Raw genomic sequence first — 12,718 nt, 5'->3', positions numbered from 1 at the left:
AGAAAAGAAATGAGGTCCAAGATGCACGATTATGAGGAATGGAAGGAGCTGTTTCCCCTTTTAAAGGGTGTTTACAAAAAGCTGAAAGCCGAATGGTACAAAGGCATGGATTGCAGCTTCTCTGTTAACCAGACGAGAATGATTCAATATTTGGATCGTCAAAGTCCGATGAAATCAACGGATCTAGCAGAGCTGCTGTTCATTACAGCTGGCGGCGTGACGCTTATCGTGGACAAGCTTGTAGAGCGTGGGCTTATTCAAAGATATCGCGGTGATGAAGATCGGCGTGTCGTTTATTTGGAAATTACAGATGAGGGCAAGCAGTATATCAAATCCTTTGAAGAAAACGACGAGGCCATCATTCGTTATATGAGCGAGCGTGTCTCGCAGGAGGATTTGGCTCATTTGAGACGGATATTTACGCTTTTTAATGATTAGCACATGCATGGAAGGGGAAAATTGCAGGATGGTTATGGATCAAATGCACAAAATGAAAGAAATGAAGCATCAGATTACACGATTTTTGATGATGTACAAGTTTGCGCTTCAAGAGCTGGAAACGAAGATAGAGATTTTGAAAGAGGAGTTTCATTTATTGCATGCCTATAATCCGATTGAGCATACTAGCTCACGCTTGAAATCGCCGAAGAGCATCTTGGAGAAGCTGTACAGAAAGCAATCTGATCTTACTTTCTCCAGCATTCGCAGCAACATTAAGGATATTGCAGGCTTGCGCATTACCTGTTCATTCATATCGGATATTTATCGCATTAAAGATATGCTGAAAAATCAAAGTGACCTAAAAATAATCGAAATTAAAGATTATATAAAAAAACCAAAGCCAAATGGCTATCAAAGCCTCCACATGATTATTGAGGTTCCGGTATTCATATCAGACCGGGTTCAGAATATTTGTGTAGAGGTTCAAATTCGGACGATCGCAATGGATTTTTGGGCTAGTCTTGAGCACAAAATTTATTATAAATATAATCAATCCATTCCGCCGCAGCTGTTGGAAGAGCTGAAGGAGGCAGCTGAATCCGCTTCCGCGCTGGATCAGAAGATGGAACGCCTCCACAATGAGATCGAAGCGATCAAGGAAGAACGCGAGGATGATATCGGGGATGAGATGATTCGCCTGCTCATGAACAATCAGAGCTTTGCGATTCCCGGCATGCTGCTCGATCTATTCGATGAGGGCGAGCTAAAATAATAGTCGTGAACCTTTTGTCAATGACATAAAGTGAAAGTAGTGCGTTACATACTACCGAACGAAATGCGTTGTTGAAGGGTGGTCATAAGGCGATGGTCATTTCCAGCTTTCAAGCATTCATTCAGGTGTTTGGCTTATCGATCTCCATGAGCTTGATAGGAGGCTTAATTGGTCATTTTGTGAAAAATGGGATTATCGAATTGCCGAAGCTCGTCATAGAATATGATGAGGCTGGATTAACGCTGTCGTCGAATTGGTTAATGAAATGGATACAGCGGGCGTACTATTTTGTTATATTCGTCATCGGCCTCAGGAACCATAGCAATGCGAAGAAGAAAATATTTTTTGATCTTGGTTTTCTAGGCGATTTGCTGATCGCGATTGGGACTGGAATACTAGCGAAAACAGCGCTTTCCATGGCGAATACAACGGATAATTTTGCGGTTGTGAGCAGTTCTTTGCTTGCTGGCTATGCTGGCTTATCCTACTTGAAGAGCAAGCAAAATAAAGAGTTCGCAGATTTGTTTCCGGAAGAAATGGATGATCAAAATCCGCGACCACCGTCGAAATAATATGCAAGTTTACTTAAGTGCTGCGTATAATGACCATAGATGAAAAAGGTAACCCTTGCGGAGCGAGTTTTTTATCTAACAAACGAATCGAATGTTTAAGATGAAAGTTTCACTCCAAAAAAATGTTTAAAGGAGGGTGGAGCGCTTGGGGAAAACAACGGTTAAAGTGACACCTGAAGAGATGCATGAGCTCAAGAAGCTCGCTGAGATTGTCAAAAACCCTCATCTTCCGATGTCTGACCGTCGTATCGCTAAGACACAGTACGAGTCCATTATTAACTTTGCGAAGAACAGCAACCGCGGCATTATATCATCTGTCTAATACGCAGCTCAATGGGATGAAGCCGTTCCTTTCCGGAACGGCTTTTTTTGTTTGTATCCTTCTCTCTTTATACAAGCCAATACCACACACGTACTGCGGCATAGATCGTCAATTGCCCGGGCTCGATGGGCGTAACGATAGAATCGGCTTGGAGAGCTCTCCTGAAGGGGATAGGTTCGGTTCCGCTTGACAGCTCTTGAACTTTGCTGGGCAATGGAGAGATAGAGGCTCCGAGAGTGTGCGATATGGCGACAGCTTTATGCCGGGCATTTTGGATGGCAAGCGACAATGCTTGCGTTTCAAAACGTTCTTTTTGAACGATGGAAAATTGAATGGACGACACCGTATTGGCCCCATGAGAAACGGCAGTATCCACAACATTTCCAATCTGGTCTACCTCGTCAAGGGTGATTTGCAGCAGATGGGTTACCTTGTAGCCCTTGAAAATTTGCTGGCCGTCTGGATAATCATACTGAATTTCAATTCGATAATCGCTCGTTTGGATATTTTCACGAGGCATATTCAATTCTTGAAGGGACTGGATGATGTTCGTCACGATTTGCGCGTTTTCCGATTGGACTTTCTGAAGGTCCATTCCTTCTGTAACGGCTCCAAGGATGATCAAGGCTCGATCTGGAGCAGCGGCAACCGTCCCTTCACCTAAAACCTCAATGGTGGGCAGACTTTTGCATGGAGCGGGAGAAGCCGGATAATAGATGGGATTACCGTACATCGCAGAGCTCCTTTCATATAAAGCGAGATAAACTAATGTATGGAGGAAAGCTCTCCAAAATTCTTGCTTCTCTGTTTCTTCTTGCATACGGCAGCAGCTAGCAGAAAATACAAAAATGGCGGGCAAGAATGAGCTCTTGCGCCGCCAGTATAATAGAAATAAGTAATTTAAGGCAAATCGATTGAAACCTCGCGCTTGCTTGCTGCGGAGCGGAGCACGCCGTCAATAATCGCCTGATTATACAAAATTTCCGCGCCAGGAATTGGGGCAGGGCGATTATCCGCAATAGCAACGACAAAGTCCTTGACCTTCTCGTCGAACAAATTAAGGCCGTGCTGGATAACCGGAATGGATGATTCGATATGCTGATCCACCACATCATGATAAAGCGTCATGCTGCCCACGCTGCCATCCCATACGCCGCTCCAAGGGCCGGTGCCTGCCGGCGTAACCTTAAGGCCGCCGTCTGTTCCGAGAAACATAGTCGCTCCAAGCGTATCCATATGCATCGCCCAGCTGATTTTGTAATTCAGCACGATGTCGCCTTCAAGGCGAACCATCGCTACGCCAAAGTCCTCCACGTCAAAATTAGCGGCTTCTCTATGGTATTTCGGGTTTGTACCAAAATGATTGGATGTATATGCCGATACGGTAAGCGGCTTCGGATAACCAAGCGCATTAAGCGCCATATCAAGCGAATAGCAGCCGATATCGGCCATAGCGCCTGCGCCAGCCAGCTCCTGCCGGATGAAGGTGCCGCCAGGCATGCCGCGGCGTCTGCCGCCGCCTGTCTCTACAAAATAAACGTTGCCAAGCTTGCCTGATTGCACGATTTCTTGAATTAACGACATGTTGGGGTCGTACCTTGGCTGGAAGCCTACGGTCAGCATTTTGCCGCTGCGCTCAGCCGCTTGAACCATGTCGATGGATTGCTGGAGCGTTACAGACATCGGCTTCTCGACAAGCACATGCTTGCCCGCATTTAATGCGTTTACAGAAGTCTCGTGGTGGGCGAAGTTAGGCGTACAGATGCTCACGCCGTCAATATCAAGCTCTAGCAGCTGCTTATGATCCTCGAATGCTGCAGCATGGACAAGACCTTCCTGCTCGATGAAGGCTTGCGCTCTTCCCGCCAAGCTGTCTGCTACCGCTACAATTTCAACATGGGGCATTTTCTTATAAGCAGAAGCATGGGCTCTAGCAATGCCGCCGCTTCCTATTATTCCAATTCGAATCGTTCTCGTCATCGTATGTCCCTCTTTTCATCGTATTGCCTTTACTTTAGCACAGCTCTACAAGCCATGAAATGCGATAAAAGGACATCGCAACTACAAAATCATGACATCGCCGCCAAACCAATTAATCGCATTTATGGCTTAGGAGGTGGGGTCAGGAGCCTGTGCAGCTGCAGAAGAATCTCTATAAAATCTTCGACAGCTTCCGGTATTCCCGGGGAGAGATTCCCTCATGGCGGCTGAAAATACGGCTGAAATAGTGAATATCGGAATAGCCGATGAGGATGCCGACGTTTTCGATCGATTGATCCGACTCTCGAAGCAGCCTTCTCGCTTCGCGGTGACGAATGGACTGCACACATTCGCTCGGCGGCATGCCGGCGATTTGTTTGAACAGCTTGGCCGTATGGTCAACGCTCAAATTCATTTTTTCGGCGATTGCCTTGTTTGTCCAGTTGGCGGAAGGCTCTGCTTCAATCTGTTCCATCAATTCAGCAAGCTTACCGCCGTGCAAGGAGGCTTGCCCGGAGGCGCGCGATAATGGCGATCGAAGCAAATGGGCAAGGATTTGGAGCATCAATGCTTTGCAGACGAGCTCATATCCGAGCGGGCGCATCGTGAACTCATGGACGAGCTGCTCCATCAATTGGACGCATACGAGAGGGGGCGTATATACCGGATGATTAGACAACGGCGCAAAACCCTCGATGCAAGGCTCAAACGTAAATTTATTAGTCTGAACGGACGCCTCGTTCACAACCATGTCGGCTTCCGTCTGAATGTCGAGCTCATCGAAAAAGTCAAAATGAATGCCCAGAAATCGAGCGTCAGGGCTGGAAACGACTTCATTTTGGTGATAGACGCCAGATGGCAAAAAGATAAGCTGTCCCGCCTCGATCTTATGGCGCTGTCCGGCCATCGTTGTAGCCGCTTCGCCTTGGCATACGTACAGCAGCTCGAAATCATAGAGTCTGCGTCTAGGAAGAACGCCGGACGGCATGCGCTGGAACTGCGCGTAATGGACGCTTGGCGACCACTCTCGAAACGTTGTCATACGAATGCTGGGATAGATGGAATCGGGCTTCTCCAAGCTGCAGGCTCCTTCCTGTGCATATTTGAAAAAGAGAACGGAATCGTCCAAATAATCGCTTTAACAGCTAAATATATTTTGTTAGAAATCGTTTATTATATACGTATTATCACATGCTCAATCGATCAGTTCAATATCACGTAATAAGTTAAAAAGCATAGGAGGCTTTCCAATGAAAAAAGGGATTAATATTTGGTCGTTTAAAAGCGACTCCACTATTGCTGATTGCATAACGACCGCCAAGAAGGCAGGCTTCGACGGAATCGAGCTGTCGTTGAACGAAACGGGTGAGCTAAGCCTGGCAGCTACGGACAATGAAATCCGCGATATTCAAAATCGGCTCGAGGAGGCGGAGCTTGAAATCGCGGGCCTCGCGACCGGCTTGTATTGGTCGTATCCGATGACAAGCGAAAACGCGGCAACGCGGGAGAAAGCGATTGATGTATGCAAGAAGCAGCTGGAGCTGGCTGCGGCGCTTGGCGTCGATACGATCCTCGTTATACCCGGCGCGGTTGGCGTTGATTTTATACCAGACAGCGAGATTGCCGATTATGAATATGCGTATGACCGGGCGCTTGAATCGATTGGGAAGCTGGTTCCTTTTGCAGAGAGCGCGGGGGTTTCTATCGGCATCGAGAACGTATGGAACAAATTTTTGCTGTCGCCGCTGGAAATGCGTTCATTCATTGATGCTCATGGCTCCGCTAATATCGGCTCCTACTTTGACGTTGGCAATGCGCTGCAGAATGGTTATCCGGAGCAGTGGATTCGAATTTTGGGCCATCGCATCAAGAAGGTGCATTTTAAAGATTATCGTCGCCAAGCAGGCGGCTTGCACGGCTTTGTAGATTTGCTGGCAGGAGACGTAGACTATCCGGCCGTTATGACAGCGCTTCGTGCGATTGGCTACAGCAATTACGTTACGGGAGAAATGATTCCGCCATACAATCATCATTCGGAACAGATCATATTCAACACTTCTAAAGCGATGGACGCGATTCTGGGACGTCAGTACTCATAATTAATAAATCTACTAGGAGGTTATAAGATGTTAAAGGTTGGATTGATCGGCTTTGGGTTTATGGGACGCATGCACTTTGACAATTATGTTCGTCTTGCTTCTGAGGGAGCGCCGGTACAGCTAGTAGCCATCTGCGATCTGCTGATCGAAGAGCTGAAGCAAGGCAAGGCGTCCGGCAATATCGCAACGGAGCAGGATGTTTACGATCTTGCTCCCTACAACTTGTATGATAGTATTGCTGCGATGCTGGAGAACGAGGAACTCGATGTCGTCGATATTACTTTGCCAACCTATTTGCATGCTGATCTAGCCTGCTCGCTGCTTGAGAGAGGGCTGCATGTCCTTTGCGAGAAGCCGGTTGCATCTAGTTCAGAGGACGGCTGGCGGATGGCGAACACGGCAAAGCGTACGGGAAAAACATTGATGATCGGCCAATGCCTGCGATTCTGGCCAGCCTATGAATATTTGAAGGCTAGCGTAGAGGATAATCGTTTCGGAGCTGTCACCGGCGGTTATTTCTTCCGGGGCTCAGGTGCGCCGAAGGGCTGGTTCCTTGAAGGTGACAAAAGCGGTGGCTGTCTGCTCGACATGCATATTCATGATGCGGATATGGTGCACTGGCTGTTCGGCAAGCCGGAGAAGGTATCGACGCTTGCTCGCAGCGTCATACCGGGAAGCGGCTATGACGTCGTTTCTACCCATTATATATATCCCGACGGCAAGGTGCTGAATGCGCAAGCGGACTGGACTTTAGAGGGTGATTTCGGCTTCTCGATGACGTATCGCGTTAATTTTGAAGGCGGCAATCTCGTATTTGAAAATGGCCAGGTGAAGGTGAATCCGAATAACGCTCCGGGCTTTATCGCTGAGTTGTCGGAGGAAATGGGCTATTACCGCCAAATCAAATATTTCATCGAATCGGTTGAGGCTGGAAAGCCAGTATCGATCTGTTCGCCGGAAAGCGCGGTAGGCACGCTTGAAATCATTGAAGCGGAGATGCGCTCGGCTGATGAAGGCGGCATATTGGTCCAATTATAAGTAGCTGCGCCCAAGAGGCGCAGCTTTTTACTTTATACCCCGTAAAGCTGCCGGTATAAGGTTGGCGTCATGCCCTCATGCTCCATAAACCTTTTGTTGAAGTAGCTGACGCTCGGATAGCCGGCATCGCCGGCAATTTGGCCGATATTGATCTCTTTGCGCTCGAGCAGCCATTGCTTCGCCATTTGAAGTCGGCAACGCGTAATAAAATCCATAGGCGTCATTTCCATGACGCTGCGGAACAGCTTGCAGAAATAATAGGGGGATACGCCGGCATGCTCGGCCCAGTGCTCCAGCACAAAGGGCTGCGTCGCCTCTTGCTGCATGAGCGGAAGCAGCTCCAAGATGCGGTTGCCGGATGTGCTCGCCTTGCTTCCCGAAATCGGGACAGCCTGCTCCACAAACACGGCGAGAATCGCGTAGGTCAGGGCAGACAGCTTCGTCGGATGGAGCATTCTATGCGTCTCCGCTTCGGCAAGCAGCTCCTCGTGCACCTGCTCCCATGCGGCAGGCTGGCGTATCGTCCAAAGCTGGCTTTTGTGAAAGCCTCGTTCGATCATATAATCCTGCAGGCCTGTTCCATAGAAATGTACCCAGCGAATGTCCCATGGATCATCCTTGCTGCTATAGTAATGCTGCCTCTGCAGCGGAAAATAAAGCACGGCCTCCCCAGCCTCAAGCGTGTGCACCTTGCCGTCCCATTCCACATACCCTTTGCCGGATACGACGTAATGAATATTAAAATTGTTTAAAGAGCCGGCTTTTCGCATCGAGTAATGCTCGGGGTGATCCCAGTAGTGGCCGACTGATTCCGGGAAACAAAAGAACGGATTCTGCGGGAGCGTAAGCAGAAGGGTTTGCCTTTGCATAGGATTCACCTCAATGACAATATTGTTATAACTTATAACAAAATAATATCATTTTATTTTTGAATGTTCTACTTTAAACTAGAGGCAAGCATAAGTTAACCGTTCCATTTCTACTTTATTTAGAAGCATTTAATGACCTGCAATGAAATCAAACGGTATGAGTAATTATGCTTACAATCACAATATAATAATAAAATAATCGCTGAGGTGAAGCTGGGATGAAGACGGATAAGCTGAAATGGGGCATCTTGGGCTGCGCGGGTATTGCCAAAAGAGCGGTTATCCCTGGCCTGAAACGGTCTGAATTAAACGAGGTTGCTGCTATTGCGAGCCGCAGCTTGGACAATGCCAAGAAAACGGCAGAAGAGCTGGATATACCGACAGCCTATGGCAGCTATGAAGAATTGCTGGCTGATCCTTCCATTGATGTCGTGTACATTCCGCTCCCGAATCATTTGCACCGGGAATGGACGATTCGGGCTGCGGAGGCGGGCAAGCATATTTTGTGCGAGAAGCCGCTAGCACTGACAGAGAAGGAAGCAGCAGAGATGGCGGAAGCTGTGGCGAAGGCTGGCGTGCTATTGTCTGAAGCTTTCATGTATAGATACCATCCAAGGTATGACATGATCAAGAAGCTGATCGACGCAGGAGAAATCGGTGACGTTCGCGGCATTCGCAGCGCATTCACCTTCAACAACGCAGGCCATAAGGAAAATGTGAGATACCGCAAGGAATGGGGCGGCGGCTCGATCTATGATGTCGGCTGCTATCCGATCAATGCCGCACGCCTGCTGCTTGGCAAGGAGCCGGAAGCGGTGACGGTGCAGGCTTTATTTTCGCCGGAGCATGATCATGTCGATATGATGGCATCTGGATTGATTGAGTTCGAAGGAGCTGTGTCGTTGACGTTCGATTGCGGCATGTGGGCGGCATTCCGCAACCCGCTGGAGGTGCTTGGCACCGAGGGCATCATAGAGGTTCCATCCGCATTCGTAACCGGGGAGCCGGGCAGCGGCAATTTCTTCGTAAGTGTTAAGGGTGAACGCCGCGAGGTCGAGGTGCCGCATGTGAACGCATACACCGCTCAGGCCGACCATATCGCTGAGGCTATTCGGAGCGGTACGCAGCTGCAATTCGGCGGCGCTGATGCTATAAGCAATATGAAGGTCATTGACGCTTGCTTGCTTTCAGCTCATGAGCGTACACGTGTCATCCTTTAACGCTGCAACTATCTAAGGAGGTAGGAATTAGTGGAATTTATTCAAATACAAGGATCGCCAAAGCCGGTATCGCGCTTAATGAAGGGCTCGGATTACTTCTATCATGATACGTACGAGAAAGCGTCAACGAATTTGGATGCTTTTCTAGCGATTGGAGGAAATTCAATCGATACGGCGCATATTTATTGCGGCGGACAAAGCGAGGAAGTCATTGGACGTTACATGCAGGAGCGGGGCAACCGCGAGCAAATCGTTATTTTGACAAAAGGCGCGCATCATAATAAAGACGGCCCGCGGGTGAGCAGAGAAGCGATACGCCAGGATTTGGCTGATAGTCTAAAACGTCTGCAAACCGATTATATTGACCTTTATGCGCTGCATCGCGATGATCCTTCCGTACCTGCTGGAGAAGTTATCGATATTCTTAATGAGCATGTGCAATCAGGCGCTGTAAGGGCGATTGGCGTATCGAACTGGACCTGGCAGCGGATTAAGGAAGCGAATGAATATGCAGCTGCAAAAGGGCTCGTAGGATTCTCGTTCAGCAGTCCGAACCTTAGTCTTGCCAAAGCGAACGAGCCGTTCTGGGCAGGCTGCGTGTCTGCCGATGCGGAGACCTGCGCTTGGCATGAGGAGGAGCAATTCCCGCTGCTGTCTTGGTCGTCGCAAGCAAGAGGCTTCTTCACAGGCCGATTCTCCCCCGAGGTACGCGACAACGCCGATCTGGTGCGCGTATTTTATAGCGATGAAAATTGGGAGCGCCTTGAGCGCGCGAAGCAGCTTGCAGCGGAGAAAAACGTCAGCGCTATCCAAATCGCGCTTGCTTATGTGCTTAATCAGCCGTTTCCGACTTGTGCCTTAATCGGCGCGCAATCAGCGGAAGAGCTTCATTCCTGCGATGCTGGCTCGCTTATTCAGCTGACCAAGGAAGAGATGGACTGGCTCGATCTGGCAACGCAAAAGGTTTAATAAGACGGATGATGGTATAGAAGAAAATAAAGGACAAAGCTACTCCTTCTGAGCAGCTTTGTCCTTTTTGTACGTTCTGGGACTAATGCCGTATGTTTTGCGAAATAAAGCAGCAAAGTGATTGTAGTTGTAGAACCCGACATCGAGCGAGGCTTCCGTGGCCGTCCGGCCCATGTGCTCCATCAGCAATGCGGCTTGCTGCAGCCGAAGCCAGTTCAGATGATCCAGCACGCTTGCACCCGTTTCCTGCTTGAAGAGATGGGAAAGCCTAGAGACGGATAGGCCAACTGATTTGGCTAAATCGTCGATTCGGATCGCTTGCTGCCTATTGCGGGATAAATATTGCAGCGCGAGCTCGATGCGCGGGTCAAGCCGCTGCTCTAAAAGCTGCGCAGAGAGCAATATAACCTCACGCAAGCCATTTTTGCAAAGCATATGCCAGAAGCTCGTCCGCTCGCGGGAATCATTCAAAATATGATGGAAGGTTTGCTGCACCCTGCTTTGCATATTGCCATCGGGAACGTTTGCGACTATGCACTGTTATATGAAACCATATTCGTCTCCTTCTCCGAATGAAAAAAAGCAGAATACCAATAGTTTTCAGCAGCAATCATTCTTCCTTAAAAATAAACGAAAGCTCTATGATTATGTCAAGAGCAATGAAATATCATTGAAGGAGAGATAGGCGATGACAAGGCAATTGAACGTTTTAACGGGTGAGCAGGTCAATCAATTTGTTGCGGATGGCTATATCGTAATAAAGGATCTATTCTCGCACGAGGACATTCGTCTCATTGAAAATACATTCGAGGGAATTAGCCATACGACAGTACCGGGCTTGTTCGAGCCGGATTTGTCAAGGGAGTGCGAGGATCCTTTAAAGCGATTTCCGCGGGTGATGCATCCCCATCGCTTTAATGACACAGCCAAACAATATATGCTGCATGAGCCGGTGATGGCTGTATTAGCTGATTTGTACATGGACGGCAATCGATGCGGCTAATGAGGAAAACGGCGGTTTGCTGGTCGTGCCAAAAACGAGCGAGCATGAGATTAGCTGCCCGGAATTAGCCGATTCCACCGAGTCCTTCACGACGCATTACGTCAAGCCGCCAAAGGATCAGAAGGCGATTCCGGTTATTATGGATAATGGCGACGTGTTGTTTTTTAACGGAAATCTCATTCACGGTGGAATTGAATTCGAAACGGCGTATCCGCACTAGAAGATGATGAACAAAAAATGAATAACTGACTGCAAGGAACGGCTGGACATGCGACTATCTTGTTGCTCAAATAGTTAGCAGCGCATAGCCGATTAAGCTGTGGCAATGGTACAATTAAAAGAAAATAGATGAATAAGGGAGAGGCGCATGGAGGCTTCTAGATTAGAGGAAATTGAGCAAACCTATGAGCAGAACAATCGGATTGGACAAATATAAACAGGCTTATTGACCATATCGGCATGAGGGAAGGGATGACAACGATGATTGTGTACGAGAAGGAAGATGCATTCATATTAATAGCGCAGCATGATCATGCACGCATTTCCGGAGATCTTGTGTCTGCGTGGCAAGGAGAATTATTTCATAGCGCCGAGCGTAGAGAAGAATTGGCCTATGCCGCATATGAGCATGACAGCAGCTGGATTGATTTGGACCGTATTCCGCTTTGGAATGATGCCGGCCATATTCCTTTCTCATTCCGCGATTTTCCAGGCAATATCCGGTTTTTCTTCTATTCCAAGGGGCTGGATCACATTCAGGAAACGAGCGAGTATGCAGCGCTGCTCGGCAGCATTCTATATACGACGCTAGCGGAGAAATTCAGAAACGAGGATACGATTGCATTCGTGGAAAAAGAGTTTGCGCGCCAGAGCGCGATTATCGAGCGTCTTCAATTGGATGTGAAGCTGCTCCAGCATCATGCGAAGGCGCTGTTGCTTTGCGATGAGCTGTCGCTATTTGCATGCATGGAGAAGCCGGGTACGCCGCGTCAGCAATATGAGTGGTTCTCGGAAGGCTTTACGTACTGGTTCGATCGCACAGGCGGCACGTCATTGATTGCCGATTGGACGGATCAGTCTACGATTGAATTGCAGCCGTTTCCGTTCAGCAGGCCAGTGGAGACGTCCTTGTTATTCAAGGAAGTGAGCAAGGATAATATTAGCAGATACGGCATTGCGCAGGCTTATGCACGCGAGCCATTGCAGGAGCTTAAGCTTCTGTTTCAAGAAAAGCGCATATAGGCTTTCGAATACGACTGTCCCATGCATTCGCTCCTTAACCATGCTTTCCACAGGCATTTTCGACGCTCATTATTCTAATTCATAAGTTAGAAATAAAATGCAACCTCAAATCATTTCAGTTGGGTGGGATTAACAGGAAAAGATCCATCTATTTTCCTAACAAGACGTCAGTTCGTTCATTTAGCTGAAAA

The 12,718-nt window shown here is 48.3% G+C and carries 16 protein-coding genes; 11 read left to right on the top strand and 5 right to left on the bottom strand.

Annotation, left to right across the window (positions count from 1 at the left end):
• Positions 1 to 21 precede the first annotated feature (21 nt).
• From AC1TPC_RS18785 to AC1TPC_RS18770, 4 genes are all read left to right on the top strand, one after another.
• The gene (locus AC1TPC_RS18785; protein WP_482068323.1) at positions 22 to 438 is read left to right on the top strand and encodes a MarR family winged helix-turn-helix transcriptional regulator; all 417 of its coding nucleotides are present in this window, start codon (positions 22 to 24) and stop codon (positions 436 to 438) included.
• 28 nt (positions 439 to 466) lie between these two features.
• The gene (locus AC1TPC_RS18780; RefSeq protein WP_482068322.1) at positions 467 to 1,213 is read left to right on the top strand and encodes a GTP pyrophosphokinase; all 747 of its coding nucleotides are present in this window, start codon (positions 467 to 469) and stop codon (positions 1,211 to 1,213) included.
• 92 nt (positions 1,214 to 1,305) lie between these two features.
• Positions 1,306 to 1,785 carry a hypothetical protein gene (locus AC1TPC_RS18775; protein WP_482068321.1) on the top strand — a complete coding sequence of 160 codons (480 nt, stop codon included), beginning with the start codon at positions 1,306 to 1,308 and terminating at the stop codon, positions 1,783 to 1,785.
• Between the two features lie 145 nt (positions 1,786 to 1,930).
• Complete coding sequence (locus AC1TPC_RS18770; protein WP_482068320.1) at positions 1,931 to 2,107, top strand: hypothetical protein; 177 nt, start codon at positions 1,931 to 1,933, stop codon at positions 2,105 to 2,107.
• A gap of 67 nt (positions 2,108 to 2,174) precedes the next feature.
• Here AC1TPC_RS18770 and AC1TPC_RS18765 read toward each other — a convergent pair whose 3' ends face one another.
• From AC1TPC_RS18765 to AC1TPC_RS18755, 3 genes are all read right to left on the bottom strand, one after another.
• The gene (locus tag AC1TPC_RS18765; RefSeq protein WP_482068319.1) at positions 2,175 to 2,840 is read right to left on the bottom strand and encodes an SIMPL domain-containing protein; all 666 of its coding nucleotides are present in this window, start codon (positions 2,838 to 2,840) and stop codon (positions 2,175 to 2,177) included.
• A gap of 167 nt (positions 2,841 to 3,007) precedes the next feature.
• Positions 3,008 to 4,087, bottom strand: a complete 1,080-nt coding sequence (locus AC1TPC_RS18760) for a Gfo/Idh/MocA family protein (protein ID WP_482068318.1) — start codon at positions 4,085 to 4,087, stop codon at positions 3,008 to 3,010.
• A 172-nt stretch (positions 4,088 to 4,259) separates the two neighbouring features.
• Positions 4,260 to 5,165, bottom strand: a complete 906-nt coding sequence (locus AC1TPC_RS18755; protein WP_482068317.1) for an AraC family transcriptional regulator — start codon at positions 5,163 to 5,165, stop codon at positions 4,260 to 4,262.
• 172 nt (positions 5,166 to 5,337) lie between these two features.
• Here AC1TPC_RS18755 and AC1TPC_RS18750 point away from each other — a divergent pair, with 172 nt between their 5' ends.
• The gene (locus tag AC1TPC_RS18750) at positions 5,338 to 6,186 is read left to right on the top strand and encodes a sugar phosphate isomerase/epimerase family protein (RefSeq protein WP_482068316.1); all 849 of its coding nucleotides are present in this window, start codon (positions 5,338 to 5,340) and stop codon (positions 6,184 to 6,186) included.
• A 27-nt stretch (positions 6,187 to 6,213) separates the two neighbouring features.
• Positions 6,214 to 7,224, top strand: coding sequence for a Gfo/Idh/MocA family protein (locus AC1TPC_RS18745; RefSeq protein WP_482068315.1), 1,011 nt, complete (start codon positions 6,214 to 6,216; stop codon positions 7,222 to 7,224).
• A 32-nt stretch (positions 7,225 to 7,256) separates the two neighbouring features.
• On the opposite strand, the gene AC1TPC_RS18740 is transcribed toward AC1TPC_RS18745, so the two are convergent.
• Positions 7,257 to 8,093, bottom strand: a complete 837-nt coding sequence (locus AC1TPC_RS18740) for a helix-turn-helix transcriptional regulator (protein WP_482068314.1) — start codon at positions 8,091 to 8,093, stop codon at positions 7,257 to 7,259.
• A 218-nt stretch (positions 8,094 to 8,311) separates the two neighbouring features.
• On the opposite strand from AC1TPC_RS18740, the gene AC1TPC_RS18735 reads away from it, so the two are divergent.
• Together AC1TPC_RS18735 and AC1TPC_RS18730 are read left to right on the top strand one after the other, a co-directional pair.
• The gene (locus tag AC1TPC_RS18735) at positions 8,312 to 9,313 is read left to right on the top strand and encodes a Gfo/Idh/MocA family protein (RefSeq protein ID WP_482068313.1); all 1,002 of its coding nucleotides are present in this window, start codon (positions 8,312 to 8,314) and stop codon (positions 9,311 to 9,313) included.
• A 30-nt stretch (positions 9,314 to 9,343) separates the two neighbouring features.
• The gene (locus AC1TPC_RS18730; RefSeq protein ID WP_482068312.1) at positions 9,344 to 10,282 is read left to right on the top strand and encodes an aldo/keto reductase; all 939 of its coding nucleotides are present in this window, start codon (positions 9,344 to 9,346) and stop codon (positions 10,280 to 10,282) included.
• 39 nt (positions 10,283 to 10,321) lie between these two features.
• On the opposite strand, the gene AC1TPC_RS18725 is transcribed toward AC1TPC_RS18730, so the two are convergent.
• A complete protein-coding gene (locus AC1TPC_RS18725) occupies positions 10,322 to 10,777 on the bottom strand; it encodes a helix-turn-helix transcriptional regulator (RefSeq protein WP_482068311.1) in 456 nt (151 codons plus the stop codon).
• A gap of 193 nt (positions 10,778 to 10,970) precedes the next feature.
• Between AC1TPC_RS18725 and AC1TPC_RS18720 the strand changes: the two genes are divergently transcribed.
• From AC1TPC_RS18720 to AC1TPC_RS18710, 3 genes are all read left to right on the top strand, one after another.
• A complete protein-coding gene (locus tag AC1TPC_RS18720; RefSeq protein WP_482068310.1) occupies positions 10,971 to 11,285 on the top strand; it encodes a hypothetical protein in 315 nt (104 codons plus the stop codon).
• A gap of 25 nt (positions 11,286 to 11,310) precedes the next feature.
• On the top strand, positions 11,311 to 11,505 hold the full coding sequence (locus AC1TPC_RS18715; RefSeq protein WP_482068309.1) for a phytanoyl-CoA dioxygenase family protein: 195 nt from the start codon (positions 11,311 to 11,313) through the stop codon (positions 11,503 to 11,505).
• Positions 11,506 to 11,756: 251 nt separating this feature from the next.
• Complete coding sequence (locus AC1TPC_RS18710; RefSeq protein WP_482068308.1) at positions 11,757 to 12,527, top strand: DUF3891 family protein; 771 nt, start codon at positions 11,757 to 11,759, stop codon at positions 12,525 to 12,527.
• Positions 12,528 to 12,718: the final 191 nt, after the last annotated feature.

This window comes from Paenibacillus sp. Y280, from assembly GCF_056786335.1.
Note: the sequence above shows the minus strand (reverse complement) of the source record. Positions and strands in the feature narration are given on the sequence as shown.